Origin of the sequence: Aquicoccus sp. SU-CL01552 (genome assembly GCF_040365005.1) — a bacterium.
Taxonomy (GTDB): domain Bacteria; phylum Pseudomonadota; class Alphaproteobacteria; order Rhodobacterales; family Rhodobacteraceae; genus Antarcticimicrobium.
In genome coordinates this window covers 103,362-119,144 of record NZ_BAABWV010000008.1, presented here as the reverse complement: position 1 = coordinate 119,144, position 15,783 = coordinate 103,362, and the positions used below count along the sequence as shown (strand labels likewise).

The window sequence follows — 15,783 nt, the reverse complement described above, 5'->3', positions numbered from 1 at the left end:
CGGCGTGCGTGTCAGCGCGTCTTGCCTTGCTTTCCATACGTGCTACGCAGGCCGGGGTTTGGCGGATCAAAAAAGGTAAAATATGTCTTCTGGACTCACGATGATACTTGGTGGAGCGGCTTCAGGCAAATCAGAGTATGCGGAAAGGCTGACCGATGCTGCCGGAAAGGCAAAGCATTATCTGGCCACGTCACAACCTCTTGATGACGAGATGCGCGAAAAGGTTGCCAAGCACCGGGCCCGCCGCGACACCGGCTGGACCACGCATGAGGCCCCGTTGGAGCTTGGCCCGGTGCTGTCCGGCCTCGCCCCCGAGAGCATCTGCCTGGTCGATTGCGCCACCTTCTGGCTCAGCAATCACATGATGGCCGACAGCGATCTCTCGGCGGCACAGGACAGGTTGCTGTCCGACCTCGCGAATTGCCGGGCCGAGATCATCCTCGTCACCAACGAGGTGGGCCAGGGCATCGTGCCCGCCGACGCGCTGTCGCGCCGCTTCCGTGAGGCGCAGGGGCGGCTGAACATCGTCCTGGCCGCTCGCGCCGAAACCGTGGTGCAGGTGGTCGCGGGCCTGCCCAACCTGCTGAAAGGCACCCTGCCATGACCCGCCTGCACCTGGTCCGGCACGGTCCCACCCACGCGAAATCCATGGTGGGCTGGTCCGACCTGCCGGCCGATCTCTCCGACACCGCGGCCCTTGCCCGGCTGTCAGCGCATCTGCCAAAGGTGGCCACGGTCATTTCCTCCGACCTGCTGCGCGCCACCGCCACGGCAGACGCGATCCAGGGCGCGCGGCCCCGCCTGCCACACGATGCCCGCTTGCGCGAGCTGAACTTCGGCGACTGGGAGCTGCGCCGGTTCCAGCAGATCGAGGCCGAGGACCCAGACCGCATCCGCGCCTTCTGGGAGACCCCCGGCACGTCCCGCGCGCCCGGCGGCGAAAGCTGGAACGATCTGCGCCACCGCGCCGACGCCGCCATCGACGCGCTGATCGCCCGACATGCGGGGGACGACCTGATCGTCGTGGCCCACTTCGGCCTGATCCTGACCCAGGTTCAACGCGCCTTGCGAATCGATGCCGAAACCGCCTTTGGCCACCGCATCGACAACCTCTCGGTGACCGAGATCCACTGCGCCCCGCAGCGCTGGCACGCGGCGCGGATCAATCACATCCCGTGACAGGAGAGGCCACAGAATTTCGTTAGGTGACAGAAACCTGCGCGGCCTAACCTGCCCCCATGACCTATGACCTCTATCTCGGCGATGCCATGTTCTCCAGCTGGTCGCTGCGCGGCTGGCTGATGTTCGAAAAATTCACCCTGCCCGTGCGGAGCCATTTCGTCGGCCTCTACAGCGGGACCATGGCCGCCGACCTCGCGCCGCTGGCCCCGGCCCGCCTGGTCCCGGCGCTGCGGCTGCCCGACGGCACCGTGCTGGGCGAGACGCTGGCGATCGCGGAGACCCTGGCCGAACGCCACCCCGACGCCGGGCTCTGGCCGGCGGACCCGGCCGGACGCGCCACCGCCCGCTGGCTCTGCGCCGAGATGACCAGCGGCTTTTCCGCCCTGCGCGCCGAATGCCCGATGCAGTTACACGGCCAGTACCGGGGTTTTACCCCCTCGCCCGCCGTGCGCGCCGACCTGGCGCGCCTCGAAACCCTCTGGACCCACGCCCACAGCTTCTCCGGCAAACCCGAGGGGTGGCTGTTCGGCGCCTACAGCCTGGCCGATGTGTTCTACACCCCGGTCGCCGCCCGCATCCTCGGCTACGACCTGCCGGTGAGCGCGGCCGCCCATGCCTATTGCACGGCGCTGCTCTCCGACCCGGCGGTGCGGAAATGGCGCGCCATGGCGCATGAGGTCACCTACGATCCGCTGCCCTACGCCCTCGACCTGCCCATCGGGGGCTGGCCGATCCAGGGCTGACCGCGCCCCTTCTTCTCTTTCCAAATACTCATCCGAGACCGCCCCGCCCGCGCGCCGTTAACCATTCCTAAACCACCTGCCCGCTAGCGATGGTCTGTCCATCACCGGCACAGGGGCGCCCCATGGTCTCACGCGCCTATACCGTCGCCTTCCAGGGGGTCGAGGCCCGCCTGGTCGAGGTGCAATGCGCCGTCACCCCCGGCCTGCCGGCATTTGCCATCGTCGGCCTTCCGGACAAGGCGGTGTCCGAGGCCCGCGACCGGGTTCGCAGCGCGCTCAGCGCGCTCGCCATCGCGCTGCCGGCGAAACGCATCACCGTCAACCTCTCGCCCGCCGACCTGCCCAAGGAGGGCAGCCATTTCGACCTGCCGATCGCCGTGGCGCTGCTGGCCGCGATCGGCATCATCCCCGACGACGCCGCCGAAACCACCGTGGCCCTGGGTGAATTGTCGCTGGATGGCTCACTGATCGCGGTGCCTGGCGCGCTGCCCGCGGCGATGACCGCCGCGCAAGAGGGGCGCAGCCTGCTCTGCCCCGCCGCCTGCGGCGCCGAGGCGGCCTGGGTCGGCGATTGCCAGGCGATCGGCGCCGAAAACCTGGGCGCAGTGATCCGTCACGCCACCGGACAGGCCCCGATCGCCCCCGCCGAGCCCGGCGAGGTCACCGCGCCCCCCGCTGACCGTGACCTGCGCGACGTCAAGGGACAGGAACGCGCCAAGCGCGCGCTGGAGATCGCCGCCGCCGGGCGCCATCACCTGCTGCTGGTCGGGTCTCCGGGATCGGGCAAATCCATGCTGGCCGCCCGCCTGCCCGGCCTGCTGCCGCCGCTCACCCCGACCGAGGCGCTGGAAACCTCGATGATCCAGTCGCTCTGCGGCGTGCTGGAAGAGGGCGGGATCAGCCGCACGCGCCCGTTCCGCGAACCCCATCACACCGCCTCGATGGCCGCCATCGTGGGCGGCGGGCGCGGCGCCCGCCCGGGCGAGATCAGCCTGGCCCACAACGGCGTGCTGTTCATGGACGAGTTTCCCGAGTTCTCGCGCACCGTTCTGGAAACCCTGCGCCAGCCGGTCGAAACCGGCGAGGTGATGGTGGCGCGCGCCAACGCGCATGTGACCTATCCCTGCCGGTTCATGCTGGTGGCCGCCGCCAACCCCTGCAAATGCGGCTATCTCTCCGATCCGCAGCGGGCCTGCGCGCGGGTGCCGCAATGCGGGGCCGACTACCTCGGCCGGATCTCGGGGCCCCTGATGGACCGGTTCGATCTGCGGGTCGAGGTGCCGCCCGTCGGTTTCACCGATCTCGACCTGCCCGCCGACGGCGAACGGTCCGAAAGCGTCGCCGCCCGCGTCGCCACCGCCCGCGACGTGCAGGAGGCACGCTTCGCCGACCATGACAGCGCCCGCCAGAACGCAGATGCCGAGGGCGAGTTGCTGGAGCGGATCGCCACCCCCGACGCCGAGGGGCGCGCGTTGCTGACCCGGGCGGCGGAACGCTTCGGCCTCTCGGCGCGCGGCTATCACCGCATCCTGCGGGTGGCGCGTACCATCGCCGATCTCGACGGAGCGCAGCACGTCCACCGGTCGCACCTGGCCGAGGCGCTCAGCTTTCGCCTGACCGCCACAATTGCCGGCTGATCCAGCCCGCCAGCGCACGCAGAGTCGCCGCGCCCTCGGGCAGGTAACGCCAGAAGAACGGCCAGACATGCGGCAGGTCGCGCGCGATGACCTCTTCGACCGTCACCCCCTGCCGGCGCAGATGCGCCGCCATCCGGCGGGTGTCGTCGAGCATGATCTCGGTATCCCCCGCAGCCAGCCAGACCGGCCCCGCCCCGGTAAAATCGGCCATGAGCGGCGAGGCCAGCGGTTGCGCCGGGTCGGCACCCTGCAGGTACATCTGCGCCATGTCCCTGTCCCGCCCGGCGGGCAGCATCACGTCGCGCGCCGCGTTGGCGCGAAAGCTGTCCCCGGAAAACCCGAGGTCGGTCAGCGGGGAAAAGGCGAAAGCCGCCGCCGGCAAGTCCGCCCCCCGCGCGCAAAGATCCCCCAAGAGCGCCAAGGCCAGCCCGCCGCCGGCGCTGTCGCCGCCCAGCACGATTCGTCCCGCCGGGATGCCCGAGGCGGCCAGCGCATCGAACGCCGCCCGTGCATCCTCCACCGCCGCCGGAAAAGGGTACTCCGGCGCCTTGCGATAATCGGGCAGGCAGACCGGCAGGCCGGTCAGTTGCGCCAGCCGCGCCGCCAGCGCCGCATGGGTGCGGGGGCTGCCAAAGACATAAGCACCGCCGTGGAAATACAGGATCACCGGCCCGGTGTCCGCGCCATCCCCGACCCGGAGCCCCTCCAGCCCGCGGCTGCCCGTGTCCAGCTGCACCGGCCGCTCCAACACATCCCGCGGCGGGCGGAACAACCAGCGCGCGCGGCGCTCGAAACGGGCGCGAATCACCTCCGGATCCCGCACCCGGGCGAGATGGGGTTTTTCCGTCAGCCGCAGGATCAGGTTGAGGGCGACGCGCTGCCAGCTCATCCAGCGCGCGCTTCCACCGCCTCCCAGATCTGCGCGGCCACGTTGATGCCGTCGAAACGCTCCAACTCCTGGATGCCGGTGGGCGAGGTCACGTTGATCTCGGTCAGGTAGTCGCCGATCACGTCGATCCCGACAAAAACCTGGCCCTTTTCTTTGAGCAGCGGCCCGATGGCGGCGCAGATCTCCAGGTCCCGCTCGCTCAACCCGATCTTCTCCGGCCGGCCGCCCACATGCATGTTCGAGCGCGTCTCGCCCTTGGCCGGCACCCGGTTGATGGCACCGACAGGCGCGCCGTCGACCAGGATCACCCGCTTGTCGCCGTTGCGGACATCGGGCAGGAACTTCTGCACGATCAGCGGCTCTCGGCTGAACCCGGTGAACAGCTCGTGCAGCGAACTCAGGTTGCGGTCATTGGCGTCCAGCCGGAACACCCCGGCGCCGCCATTGCCATAAAGCGGCTTCAGGATGATGTCGCCGTGCTTGTCCTTGAACTTGCGGATGGTGGCCAGATCGCGCGCGATCGTGGTCGGCGGGGTCAGGTGAGGGAAGTCCAGCACCAGCAGTTTCTCGGGGTAATTGCGCACCCAGAACGGGTCGTTCACCACCAGCGCCTTGCCCTTCAGCCGGTCCAGCAGGTGGGTCGAGGTGATGTAATGCATGTCGAACGGCGGATCCTGGCGCAGCCAGACCACGTCCCACTCGGCCAGGTCGACCTCGCGCGCCGCGCCCAGCACCGCCGGATCGCCCGGCACCCGCTGCACGGTGAAATCCTGCCCCCACGCAGTGATCCGCCCCTCCTGGTAGGCCAGTTGATCGGGCCCGTAGAAGAACAGCTCATGCCCCCGCGCCTGCGCCTCCTCGGCCAGCCGAAAGGTGCTGTCGGCATTGATGTCCACGGCCCCGATCGGGTCCATCTGAAAGGCGATCTTCATGGCGCGGTCCCCTGTGTCCGGCAGCTCGGTTCCCCGATACATGGCCCAGCCGGCCGGGGGGATCAATGGGGATCGGCGCGGATCGGGCCGGATCAGGCCCCGAAAGCGTTCTCGACGATCTGACAGGCGCCGTGCCCATCGACCAGTGCCACGTCGAACCGCGCCGGCGTCAACTGGCCCGCCGGCTCCCCTTCGAGGAATTCGCCGGCCGCCGCATACAGCCGTTGCATCTGCCGGGCGCCAAGACGCTCCGCGGCGGTGGCGAAATCCCGCGCCGATTTCACCTCGATGAAGATCACGCGGTCTTCCTTGCGCGCGATCAGGTCGATTTCCCCGCCCTTGCCGCGCCAGCGCCGCCGGGCAATCGCAAAGCCGCGCCGTTCATAGTCGCGCGCAACCCCGGCCTCGGCGGCCGCGCCGGAGCGATAGGCCCGCCTTCCCCGGTCCCGGCGGCCCGCCGCAGGTCCCGCACTGTCGAACTCCGGTCCGAAATCCAGCATCGCCGTCACCCTTTCGCCAGCTTGAGCGCAAGCTGATAGACCTCGCGCCGCTTTTGCCCGTGCATGCGCGCCACGAGATCGGCGGCATCACGCACGGACTGCGTTTCCAGTGCCGTGCGCAGGTCCGACTCTATGTCCGATGCGCTAACGTTCGGTAAATGTCCGCGATCCACCAGGATCACGATCTCGCCCCGTGGCGCGTCCTCGGCGGCGCCTTCGGCAAGGGCGGAAAGCGTGCCCCGGCGCACCTGCTCGAACTTCTTGGTCAACTCCCGGCACAGCGCCGCCGGTCGTTCGCCGCCCAGCACCTCGGCCATGTCGGCCAGGCTCGCCACCACGCGCTTGGGCGATTCGTAGAACACCAGCGTACCGGGAATCTCGCGCAGGGCCTCCAGCCGGGCCCGCCGGGCACCCTTGGCGTTGGGCAGGAAACCGTCGAAAAAGAACGCGTCGGTGGGCAGCCCGGCCAGGGTCAGCGCGGTGGTCACCGCCGAGGGGCCGGGCGCCGAGGTCACCGTGTAGCCGGCCTCGGAGGCCGCCCGGCTCAGGTCGTATCCCGGATCCGCGATCAGCGGCATCCCCGCCTCCGAGGCATAGGCGACCGAGCGCCCCTCGCCCAGCGCGGCCAGCAGTTTCGTCCGCGCCGCCGACCCGCTGTGATCGTGATAGGCCAGGATGCGCCGCCCCTCCAGCGGCACGCCGTGGATTTCCATCAGCCGGCGCAGGCTGCGGGTGTCCTCGGCGGCGATCACATCGGCCGAGGCCAGGATGTCGAGTGCCCGGAGCGTGATGTCCCGTGCCGTCCCGATCGGAGTGGCGACGAAATACAGCCCCGGCGACAGGGCGACTTTTTGGTGATTCAACGCTGGACCCGACCTTTCAGTGCTTTATGATCCGAACCGGATTGGCACGCGGCACCAGACCGCCGGATCAGGGAGTATACGTCGTCATGTTTGCCGTTTTCACCACTGCCCGCAAGGCGGCGCTGACCGTTCTCGCGCTTCTGGCCACCGTTCTTCTGTCCGCCTGCGACACCGCCATGGTCGGCGGCGGCGGGCCGACGATCAACACCTCGAAACCGGTGCCGGTGGCGCTGCTGGTGCCCCGGGGTTCAAGCCAGGGCGGTGATGCGGTCCTGGCGCAAAGCCTTGAAAACGCCGCGCGCCTCGCAATCGCGGATCTGGACAACGTGCAGATTGACCTGCGCGTCTACGACACCAGGGGCGACGCGGCCACTGCCGCCGCCGTCGCCACACAGGCGGTGAACGAGGGCGCGCGCATCCTGCTCGGCCCGGTCCATGGCGAGGCCGCCAACGCGGCGGGGCTGGCGGTTTCGGGCCGCAACATCAACGTGTTGTCCTTCTCCAACAACGCCTCCATCGCCGGCGGCAATCTCTTCGTGCTTGGCCCGACCTTCGAGACCACCGCCCGGCGGCTGGCCCGCTATGCCGCGCGCCAGGGAAAATCCAGCGCGGTGATCGTCTCCGGCTCCGACGTCTCCGGCCAGGTCGGGCGCAACGCGATTCGCACCGCCCTGGCCGAGGCCGGGCTGCGCGAGGCCGGCGCGGTGACGCATGAGCTGTCGCAGCAGGGCGTGATCAACGCGGTGCCCGCAGTGCGCGATGCGGTCCAGACCCAGGGCGCCGACGTCCTGTTCCTGACCGCCACCACCGCCGGCGCGCTGCCGCTGTTCTCGCAATTGCTGCCCGAATCCGGGGTGACACCGCAGACGACGCAGTACATCGGCCTCACCCGCTGGGACATCCCGGCACAGACACTGGCGCTCCCGGGGGTCCAGGGCGGCTGGTTCGCGATGCCCGACCCGGTCCGGTCGCAGCAGTTCCGCGACCGCTATGCCCAGACCTATGGCGGTCCGCCGCACCCGATCGGCGGGCTGGCCTATGACGGGATCGCCGCCATCGGCGCGCTGGTGGGCGCGGGCAAGTCCGACGCGCTGACCGGCGCCGCCCTGACCCAGAGCGCCGGCTTCAAGGGCGTCGGCGGCATCTTCCGCCTGCGCCCGGACGGCACCAACGACCGGGGCCTCGCGGTGGCCACGATCCAGAACAAACAGGTGGTTGTGATTGACCCTGCCCCAGCAAGTTTCTCCGGCGCCGGGTTCTGAACCCGCTGCCCCCGCGGTCCACGACCAGCCGGCTCCGCGCGGCACGCTGATCTGCGACGCCGACGCGATCTTCGATAGCGTAGCGGTTCGCGCGCAGATCGACGCGGCGGCCTCGGCCACCACCGATCCGGCAGAGATGCGGGCCGAGGCGGTGCGCCTTCTGCGCAGCGCGCAGGAGGCCGGCCGTGATGCCATCGCCCGGGCCTTCGCCGAACAGCCCTTTGCCGCGCGCCCGCTGACCCGCTCCTACACCTATCTCACCGACGGGCTGGTCACCGCCGCGCTGCACCTGGCCACCACGCACCTGCACCCCAGGCCCAACCCGACGCTGGCCGAACATATCGCGGTGATCGCGGTGGGCGGTTACGGGCGGGGCGAGATGGCCCCCTTTTCCGACGTCGACCTGCTGTTCCTGACCCCCTACAAGATCACCGCCTGGGCCGAGAGCGTGATCGAATCGATGCTCTACACGCTCTGGGACATCAAGCTGAAGGTCGGCCACGCCAGCCGCACCATCCGCGACTGTCTCCGCCTCGGGCAGGAGGATTTCACCATTCGCACCGCGATGCTCGAACATCGCTTTCTCGCCGGTCACGCCGCGCTGGCCGAGGAATTCGCCGAACGGCTGAAATCCGACCTGTTCTCGAACAGCGCCCGCGATTTCATCGAGGCCAAGCTGTCCGAGCGTGAGGCGCGCCATCGCAAGCAGGGCGAACGCTATGTGGTCGAGCCCAACGTGAAAGAGGGCAAGGGCGGGTTGCGCGACCTGCAATCGCTGTTCTGGATCGCCAAGTACATCCACGGGGTGCAGGACGCCGCCGAACTGGTGCCGCTGGGCGTGTTCCGCCCTGATGAGTTCGACCGTTTCGTCCAGGCCGAGGATTTCCTCTGGGCGGTGCGCTCGCACATGCACCTGGCCACCGGGCGGGCCACCGAACAGCTCACCTTCGACCTGCAGGTCGAAGTGGCCGAGCGGATGGGCTACCGCGACCGGGCCGGACGGCGCGGGGTGGAAATCTTCATGCAGCGCTATTTCCGCGAGGCCACGGCAGTGGGCGACCTGACGCGGATCTTCCTGACCAAGCTCGAAGCGACCCACCTCAAGAGCGAACCCCTGCTCGAACGCATCTTTCGCCGCCGGCCCCGGGTGCGCGCGGGCTACCAGGTGATCAACAACCGCCTCGCCATCGCCGACCCCAAGGCCTTCCTGGCCGACAAGGTGAACCTGCTGCGCCTGTTCGAGGAGGGGCTGCGCACCGGCATGCTGATCCACCCCGACGCGATGCGGCTGGTGACTGCCAACCTCGACCTGATCGACGACGACATGCGCGCCGACAAGGAGGCGCAGCGCATCTTCCTCGACCTGCTGCTCAAGCACGGCAACCCGGAACGGGCGTTGCGGCGGATGAACGAGCTGGGGCTGCTGGCCGCCTTCATCCCCGAGTTCGAACCGATCGTGGCGATGATGCAGTTCAACATGTACCACAGCTATACCGTGGACGAACATATCATCCAGTGCATCGCGCAGCTCGCGAAACTGGAACGCAGCGAGCTGACCGAGGCCCTGCCGGTCGCCTCGAACATCCTCGACCACGGGATCAACCGCCGGGTGATCTACGTCGCACTGATGCTGCATGACATCGCCAAGGGGCGCCCCGAGGACCATTCGATCCTGGGCGCGAAAATGGCCCGGCAGATCGCGCCGCGCCTGGGGTTGAACAAGTCCGAGACCGAAACCGTCGCCTGGCTGGTGCGCTATCATCTGCTGATGTCGGACACGGCGCAGAAACGCGACATCGCCGACCCGCGCACGGTGCGCGATTTCGCCAAGGCGGTCAAAACCGTCAAGCGGCTGGACCTGCTGACCGTGCTGACCGTCTGCGACATCCGCGGCGTCGGCCCGACCACCTGGAACAACTGGAAGGCGGCGCTGCTCCGCGCGCTCTATCGCCAGACCCGCAAGGCGCTGGAAACCGGGATGGAGGACCTCACCCGCGAGAACCGCGGCGCCGAGGCCAAGAAGGCGCTGCGCGCCGCCCTGCCCGACTGGCCCAAACAGGTGCTCAAACTCGAAACCGGCCGCCATTACCCGCCCTATTGGCAGGGGCTGCACCTGACCGCGCATGTCGATTTCGCCGAGATGCTGCGCGAGCTGGAGGAGAGGGGCGACCCGGCCGAGATCATCATCCGCCTGTACCCCGACGAGGACCGCGACGCCACTCGCGCCTGTTTCGTGATGGGCGATCATCCCGGCATCTTCGCCCGTATCGCCGGCGCGCTGGCGCTGGTCGGCGCCAATGTGGTCGATGCGCGCAGCTATACCACCAAGGACGGCTACGTCACCGACGCCTTCTGGATTCAGGACACCGACGGTCACCCCTTCGAGGCCGCCCGCCTGCCGCGCCTGAGCCAGATGATCCGCAAGACGCTCAAGGGCGAGGTGGTCACGCGCGACGCGTTGAAATCCCGCGACAAGATCCGCAAGCGGGAAAAGGCCTTCAACGTGCCGACCCACATCACCTTCGACAACGACGGCTCCGAGATCTATACCATCATCGAGGTCGACACCCGCGACCGCCCCGGCCTGCTCTACGACCTGGCCCGCGCGATGGCCTCGGCCAACGTCTATATCGCCAACGCGGTGATCGCGACCTATGGCGAACAGGTGGTCGACAGCTTCTACGTCAAGGACATGTTCGGGCTGAAATACCACTCCAAGTCCAAGCAGAAATCGCTCGAGACGAAACTGCGGCAGGCGATCGACGAAGGGGCCGAGCGCGCCGAGACCTGAGGCGCGGCGGCCCTTTTCCGCGCCGGGCAAAGCGGGTAAGCCTGCCGGGAAACAGCAAGAAAGTACGCCCAGTGCCGACCCCAGCCCGCGTGACCACAGGATGAAACCGATCCGCCTGATGTCCGGGTTCTTTACCGTCGGCGTCTGGACCCTAGCCAGCCGCGTACTGGGGTTCGTGCGCGACGCGATGATCCTCGCCCTGCTCGGCACCGGCCCGCTGTACGAGGCCTATGTGGTCGCCTTCCGGCTGCCCAACCTGTTCCGGCGCTTCTTTGCCGAAGGCGCCTTCAACATGGCCTTCGTGCCGATGTTCTCGAAGAAATTCGAAACCGGCGAGAGCCCGCAGCGCTTTGCCGAGGACTCGCTCAGCGGGCTGGCCTCGGTGCTGATCGTGCTGACGCTGATCGCGCAGGCGGCGATGCCCTGGCTGATCTTTGCCATGGCCAGCGGCTTTTCCGGGCAGGAGCAGTTCGCGCTTTCGGTGGATTTCGGGCGCATCGCCTTTCCCTATATCCTGTTCATCTCGCTGGCGGCGCTGTTCTCGGGCATCCTCAACGCCACCGGGCGGTTCGCCGCCGCCGCCGCCGCGCCGGTGCTGCTGAACGTGACCCTGGTCTCGGCGATGGCCGTCGCGCACTGGGTCGGCGCGGATGTCGCCCGGGCGCTGGTCTGGGCGATTCCGCTGGCCGGCGTGGCGCAACTGGCGCTGGTCTGGCGCGCCTCGGCACAGGCCGGGTTCCCGCTGCGCCCGCGCCGCCCGCGCTGGACGCCGGAACTGGCCCGGCTGGTGCGGGTGGCAATTCCCGCCGCGCTGGCCGGCGGCGTGGTCCAGATCAACCTGCTGGTCGGCCAGCAGGTGGCCAGCTATTTCGACCGCGCGGTGGGCTGGCTTTATGCCGCCGACCGGCTCTATCAACTGCCGCTGGGCGTGGTCGGCATCGCCATCGGCGTGGTGCTGCTGCCCGACCTCTCGCGCCGGCTGGCGGCCCGGGACGACACCGGCGGGCGCCACGCGCTGAGCCGCGCCGCCGAGGTCTCGCTGGCGCTGACCATCCCCTCCGCCGTGGCGCTGATGGTGATCCCGCTACCGCTGGTCGCGGTACTGTTCCAACGCGGCGAGACCACCGGTGCCGACAGTGCCGCCATCGCGCAGGCGGTGGCGATCTATGGTCTCGGCCTGCCCGCCTTCGTGCTGCAGAAGATCCTGCAACCGCTGTTCTTCGCGCGCGAGGATACCAGGTCGCCGTTCCGCTATGCGCTGGTGGCGATGGCGATCAATGCGGTCGCCGCGATCGGGCTGGCCCCGGTGCTGGGCTGGCTCGCCCCTGCCGTAGCCACCACGGCGGCAGGCTGGGCGATGGTGCTGCTGCTGGCGCGCGGCGGTCGGCAGTTCGGCGACGTGGCCCGGTTCGACAGCCGGTTTCACGGCCGCATCTGGCGCATCTGCCTGGCCGCCGGGATCATGGGCGCCGCGCTCTGGGCCGCCGCCAACGGGCTGACGCAGGCGCTCGAGACCGGCGGGCTGCGCTACCTGGCGCTGGCCGGGCTGGTGGGGGTCGGCATCGTGGTCTATTTCGCCACCGCCCATGTCATCGGCGCGGTGCGCCTGTCCGAGTTCCGCAGCGCCCTGCGGCGCGGCGGCTGAATCCCCCGCGACAACTTAACCAAGACCATGCCGCGCGCATTGGCGTATTATCCCCCTTCGTTAAAGTGATTCCCTGAAAGGAAAACGCCATGTTGCGTAACGAAGGCGCCCTCGACCGCATCCTCCGCATCGTCTTTGGACTCGCGCTGCTGTCGCTGATCTTCATCGGCCCCAAGACCATGTGGGGCCTGGTCGGATTGATCCCACTGCTGACCGGCCTGGCGGGATATTGCCCGCTGTACCGGTTGCTGGGCTTCAGCACCTGCCCGATGAAGAAATAACAAAACCGCGCATCATGCGCATGCGATCACGCCCGCCGGCAGATCGGCGGGCGGCCCTGCGCGCCCCTACTCGTGCCGGATCTTGCCACGCAACCGCGCCAGGCCGCCCGGCGAGACGAAGAACGACAGCGCGAAACCGGTGGCAAAGCCGCCCAGGTCGGCGACCCAGTCGGCGCTGCCACCAAAGACCAGCCCGAACACCAGTTGGATGCCCATCAGCATCGCGATCAGCGAGAACGCCCGCGACTGGTTGGCACCGACCATGCCCAGCCGCCGCCACAGGATGAAGGTGAATGCCCCGATCAGCCCGTAGACGGCGGGAAACCCGCCCACCAGCGGCATCGGATCATCCAGCAACAGCGCGTAGATCAACGCACCACCCGCCGCCGACACCAGGAAGACCGCCAGCATCGCAAGGCCGCCGAACACCTCGGCCACCATCTTGCCCATCGCCAGGACAAAGACCCCGACGAACAGCGCATGGGTGAAAGAGGTGTGCACGAAACTGTAGGAGACGAAGCGGATCAGATGCTCGACCGGCCAGACGCCGCTGTCCCGCATCCAGTCGAAGATTTCGCCCGAAAACGCATAGGACTGGATCGCCGACAGCCGCCAGCCCACCGCCGCCGGCCCGCCGACGATCCCGCGCGCGCCGAGGAAAAAGGCAATCTCGATCCCCATGATCACCAGGAACAGCGCCGCCACCACCGGCGGCAGCGGGTTGACCGCCCCGTTATGCGGCTCTTGGTCCATGCTCGGATCTCCTCATGCCTGCCTGCCGGCTGGCGCCGGTTGACGCCACCCGGTGCCATGGGTAAGCGACACGGGTCCATTTATCCAGACGGGAGTTGTCGCAAGATGACCGAGACCACGTTCACACCGCGGGTGTTTTCCGGAATCCAGCCCTCCGGCAACCTGCACCTGGGCAATTATCTCGGCGCACTCAAGCGGTTCGCTGATGCGCAGAACAACGGCATCGAGTCGATCTATTGCATGGTCGACCTGCACGCGATCACCGTCTGGCAAAACCCCGAGGATCTGCGCCGCGCCACGCGCGAGCTTTGCGCCGGCTTCATCGCCTCGGGGATCGACCCCGAGAAATCCATTCTCATCAACCAGAGCCAGGTGCCCGAACACGCCCAGCTGGCCTGGATCTTCAACTGCGTCGCGCGCATGGGCTGGATGCAGCGCATGACCCAGTGGAAGGACAAGGCCGGCAAGAACCAGCAGAACGCCTCGCTCGGGCTGCTCGCCTACCCCTCGCTGATGGCCGCCGACATCCTGATCTACCACGCCACCCATGTGCCGGTGGGCGAGGACCAGAAACAGCACATGGAACTGACCCGCGACATCGCCGCCAAGTTCAACCACGACTACGGCGTCGATTTCTTCCCGCTCACCGAACCGGTGATCGAAGGCGCCGCGACAAGGGTGATGAGCCTGCGCGACGGCTCCAAGAAGATGTCGAAATCCGATCCCTCGGATGCCAGCCGGATCAACATGACCGACGATGCGGACACCATCGCCAAGAAGATCCGCAAGGCCAAGACCGACCCCGAGCCGCTGCCGGACAACACCGACGCGCTCGAGGAACGGCCCGAGGCACGCAACCTGGTCAACATCTACGCGGCACTGGCCGATACCACGGTGGAACAGGTGATCGCCGATCACGCCGGCCAGAACTTTGCCACCTTCAAGCCCCTGCTCGCCGATCTGGCGGTGGCCAAGCTCGCCCCCATTGCCGGCGAGATGAGCCGCCTGATGGGCGAACAGGACGAGATCGACCGCATTCTTAGCCGGGGCGCCGAACGCGCCCGCGCGATCACCGCGCCGATCCTGCGCAAGACCTATGACATCGTCGGGATGGTCGGCCCGGTCGAGGGCTGACCCGGCGTTTCAGCCCGCAAAACCACGGCCCGGACGTCTTGTACGATCCGGGCCGTTTTTCGCACGATCTGTGGCGGCGGCTCAGGCGACATCCGGGCGCAGCCGCTCGGACGCGATCTCCTCGGCGACGTCATTGGGGCTCACGTCCCTTTGCCGCGCGCGGGTCAGGGTTCGGTCCATCGTCGCGTCCAGCTCCTCCAGCTTCTCCGCCACCCAGGCCGGCCGGTCCGCAATCCGCAGGATCTCGGTCGCCACATTGATGATGCCGCCGCCGTTGGCAATGAAATCCGGCGCATAGAGAATGCCGCGCGCGTGCAGCCGCGCGCCGTCCTCGGCCGTGGCTAGCTGGTTGTTGGCGCCGCCCGCCACCGCCTGAACCCGCAGATCGGGAATTGAGGCCGCGTTCAGGATCGCGCCGATGGCGCAGGGCGCGAGGATCTCGGCCTCGACCGTCAGGATCTGGTCCGGCGCCACCGCCCGCGCGCCGAACCGCGCCTGCGCCTCCTGCACCGCCGCGTCGTGGATATCCGCCACGGTCAACGCCGCCCCGGCCCCGTGCAGCAACTCGCACAGGTGCAGCCCCACATGGCCCAGCCCCTGCACCGCCACCCGCATCCCGGCAAGTTCGGGCGCGCCGAACCGGTGCCGCGCGGTGGTGCGGATCGCGTTGAAGATGCCGCGCGCGGTCACCGGCGAGGGGTCGCCGCTGGCAAAGGCGCCATCGGCCAGCCCAGCGACAAACCGTGTCTCGGTGCCGATCCGCGCCATGTCCTGCGGCGTCATCCCCATGTCCTCGGCGGTCCAGTAGCGCCCGCCCAGCGCCTCGACCGCGCGCCCAAAGACCGAGAGCAGCGCCGGCGACTTGTCGCGCGCCGGATCACCGATGATCACCGCCTTGCCGCCGCCCAGCGGCAACCCCGCCGCCGCATTCTTGAAGGTCATGCCGCGCGACAGTCGCAGCGCATCCTCCAGCGCCGCCGCCTCGTCCGGATAGGCCCGCATCCGCAGCCCGCCGGCGGCCGGGCCGAGCCGGGTCGAGTGAATGGCGATGATGCCGATCAGGCCGCTGTCGGCGTCCTGCACGCGCAAGACCTGTTCGTGTTCCCCGCTCTCGATCTGGGTGAGCTCCATCTTCATCTCTCCGTCTGCCTGGGTGTGTCTTCCTGGGTTT

The 15,783-nt window shown here is 68.4% G+C and carries 15 protein-coding genes; 9 read left to right on the top strand and 6 right to left on the bottom strand.

The window, feature by feature from the left end; all coding sequences use genetic code 11:
• The first annotated feature begins 82 nt into the window (after positions 1 to 82).
• The 4 genes from cobU (at position 83) to ABWV23_RS11080 (ending at position 3,562) form a co-directional block, all read left to right on the top strand.
• The gene (cobU, locus tag ABWV23_RS11095) at positions 83 to 604 is read left to right on the top strand and encodes a bifunctional adenosylcobinamide kinase/adenosylcobinamide-phosphate guanylyltransferase (protein WP_353347659.1); all 522 of its coding nucleotides are present in this window, start codon (positions 83 to 85) and stop codon (positions 602 to 604) included.
• A complete protein-coding gene (locus ABWV23_RS11090; RefSeq protein WP_353347657.1) occupies positions 601 to 1,179 on the top strand; it encodes a histidine phosphatase family protein in 579 nt (192 codons plus the stop codon). The genes cobU and ABWV23_RS11090 overlap by 4 nt, the downstream gene beginning before the upstream one ends.
• A gap of 59 nt (positions 1,180 to 1,238) precedes the next feature.
• On the top strand, positions 1,239 to 1,925 hold the full coding sequence (locus ABWV23_RS11085) for a glutathione S-transferase (RefSeq protein WP_353347655.1): 687 nt from the start codon (positions 1,239 to 1,241) through the stop codon (positions 1,923 to 1,925).
• Positions 1,926 to 2,047: 122 nt separating this feature from the next.
• Positions 2,048 to 3,562, top strand: coding sequence for a YifB family Mg chelatase-like AAA ATPase (locus tag ABWV23_RS11080; protein ID WP_353347653.1), 1,515 nt, complete (start codon positions 2,048 to 2,050; stop codon positions 3,560 to 3,562).
• Here the strand turns inward: ABWV23_RS11080 and ABWV23_RS11075 are convergent.
• From ABWV23_RS11075 to rsmI, 4 genes are all read right to left on the bottom strand, one after another.
• Positions 3,528 to 4,451 carry an alpha/beta hydrolase fold domain-containing protein gene (locus tag ABWV23_RS11075; protein ID WP_353347651.1) on the bottom strand — a complete coding sequence of 308 codons (924 nt, stop codon included), beginning with the start codon at positions 4,449 to 4,451 and terminating at the stop codon, positions 3,528 to 3,530. The two genes, ABWV23_RS11080 and ABWV23_RS11075, sit on opposite strands and share 35 nt — an antisense overlap.
• Positions 4,448 to 5,383, bottom strand: coding sequence for a glutathione synthase (gene gshB / locus ABWV23_RS11070; protein ID WP_353347649.1), 936 nt, complete (start codon positions 5,381 to 5,383; stop codon positions 4,448 to 4,450). The genes ABWV23_RS11075 and gshB overlap by 4 nt, the downstream gene beginning before the upstream one ends.
• Before the next feature lie 92 nt (positions 5,384 to 5,475).
• Complete coding sequence (locus tag ABWV23_RS11065; protein ID WP_353347647.1) at positions 5,476 to 5,883, bottom strand: YraN family protein; 408 nt, start codon at positions 5,881 to 5,883, stop codon at positions 5,476 to 5,478.
• Positions 5,884 to 5,888: 5 nt separating this feature from the next.
• Positions 5,889 to 6,746: a 16S rRNA (cytidine(1402)-2'-O)-methyltransferase gene (gene rsmI, locus ABWV23_RS11060; protein ID WP_353347645.1), complete on the bottom strand. Its 858-nt coding sequence runs from the start codon at positions 6,744 to 6,746 to the stop codon at positions 5,889 to 5,891.
• A gap of 86 nt (positions 6,747 to 6,832) precedes the next feature.
• Between rsmI and ABWV23_RS11055 the strand changes: the two genes are divergently transcribed.
• The 4 genes from ABWV23_RS11055 to ABWV23_RS11040 all read left to right on the top strand — a co-directional run bounded on the left by ABWV23_RS11055 (position 6,833) and on the right by ABWV23_RS11040 (position 12,725).
• Complete coding sequence (locus ABWV23_RS11055) at positions 6,833 to 8,008, top strand: penicillin-binding protein activator (RefSeq protein WP_353347643.1); 1,176 nt, start codon at positions 6,833 to 6,835, stop codon at positions 8,006 to 8,008.
• On the top strand, positions 7,968 to 10,799 hold the full coding sequence (locus ABWV23_RS11050; RefSeq protein WP_353347641.1) for a [protein-PII] uridylyltransferase: 2,832 nt from the start codon (positions 7,968 to 7,970) through the stop codon (positions 10,797 to 10,799). Before ABWV23_RS11055 ends, ABWV23_RS11050 begins: the two co-directional genes overlap by 41 nt.
• A gap of 100 nt (positions 10,800 to 10,899) precedes the next feature.
• Positions 10,900 to 12,444, top strand: a complete 1,545-nt coding sequence (murJ, locus tag ABWV23_RS11045) for a murein biosynthesis integral membrane protein MurJ (protein WP_353347639.1) — start codon at positions 10,900 to 10,902, stop codon at positions 12,442 to 12,444.
• Between the two features lie 89 nt (positions 12,445 to 12,533).
• Positions 12,534 to 12,725, top strand: a complete 192-nt coding sequence (locus ABWV23_RS11040) for a YgaP family membrane protein (protein WP_353347637.1) — start codon at positions 12,534 to 12,536, stop codon at positions 12,723 to 12,725.
• Between the two features lie 66 nt (positions 12,726 to 12,791).
• On the opposite strand, the gene ABWV23_RS11035 is transcribed toward ABWV23_RS11040, so the two are convergent.
• Positions 12,792 to 13,478, bottom strand: coding sequence for a rhomboid family intramembrane serine protease (locus ABWV23_RS11035; protein ID WP_353347635.1), 687 nt, complete (start codon positions 13,476 to 13,478; stop codon positions 12,792 to 12,794).
• Between the two features lie 105 nt (positions 13,479 to 13,583).
• On the opposite strand from ABWV23_RS11035, the gene trpS reads away from it, so the two are divergent.
• Positions 13,584 to 14,612: a tryptophan--tRNA ligase gene (gene trpS / locus ABWV23_RS11030; protein WP_353347633.1), complete on the top strand. Its 1,029-nt coding sequence runs from the start codon at positions 13,584 to 13,586 to the stop codon at positions 14,610 to 14,612.
• Between the two features lie 81 nt (positions 14,613 to 14,693).
• Here the strand turns inward: trpS and ABWV23_RS11025 are convergent, their stop codons facing one another.
• Positions 14,694 to 15,743: a Glu/Leu/Phe/Val family dehydrogenase gene (locus ABWV23_RS11025; RefSeq protein WP_353347631.1), complete on the bottom strand. Its 1,050-nt coding sequence runs from the start codon at positions 15,741 to 15,743 to the stop codon at positions 14,694 to 14,696.
• Positions 15,744 to 15,783: the final 40 nt, after the last annotated feature.

Coding starts and splice junctions, on each gene's coding strand:
- cobU (WP_353347659.1), top strand. CDS start 83: ATGTCTTCTGGACTCACGATGATACTTGGTGGAGCGGCTTCAGGCAAA.
- ABWV23_RS11090 (WP_353347657.1), top strand. CDS start 601: ATGACCCGCCTGCACCTGGTCCGGCACGGTCCCACCCACGCGAAATCC.
- ABWV23_RS11085 (WP_353347655.1), top strand. CDS start 1,239: ATGACCTATGACCTCTATCTCGGCGATGCCATGTTCTCCAGCTGGTCG.
- ABWV23_RS11080 (WP_353347653.1), top strand. CDS start 2,048: ATGGTCTCACGCGCCTATACCGTCGCCTTCCAGGGGGTCGAGGCCCGC.
- ABWV23_RS11075 (WP_353347651.1), bottom strand. CDS start 4,451: ATGAGCTGGCAGCGCGTCGCCCTCAACCTGATCCTGCGGCTGACGGAA.
- gshB (WP_353347649.1), bottom strand. CDS start 5,383: ATGAAGATCGCCTTTCAGATGGACCCGATCGGGGCCGTGGACATCAAT.
- ABWV23_RS11065 (WP_353347647.1), bottom strand. CDS start 5,883: ATGCTGGATTTCGGACCGGAGTTCGACAGTGCGGGACCTGCGGCGGGC.
- ABWV23_RS11055 (WP_353347643.1), top strand. CDS start 6,833: ATGTTTGCCGTTTTCACCACTGCCCGCAAGGCGGCGCTGACCGTTCTC.
- murJ (WP_353347639.1), top strand. CDS start 10,900: ATGAAACCGATCCGCCTGATGTCCGGGTTCTTTACCGTCGGCGTCTGG.
- ABWV23_RS11040 (WP_353347637.1), top strand. CDS start 12,534: ATGTTGCGTAACGAAGGCGCCCTCGACCGCATCCTCCGCATCGTCTTT.
- ABWV23_RS11035 (WP_353347635.1), bottom strand. CDS start 13,478: ATGGACCAAGAGCCGCATAACGGGGCGGTCAACCCGCTGCCGCCGGTG.
- trpS (WP_353347633.1), top strand. CDS start 13,584: ATGACCGAGACCACGTTCACACCGCGGGTGTTTTCCGGAATCCAGCCC.
- ABWV23_RS11025 (WP_353347631.1), bottom strand. CDS start 15,743: ATGGAGCTCACCCAGATCGAGAGCGGGGAACACGAACAGGTCTTGCGC.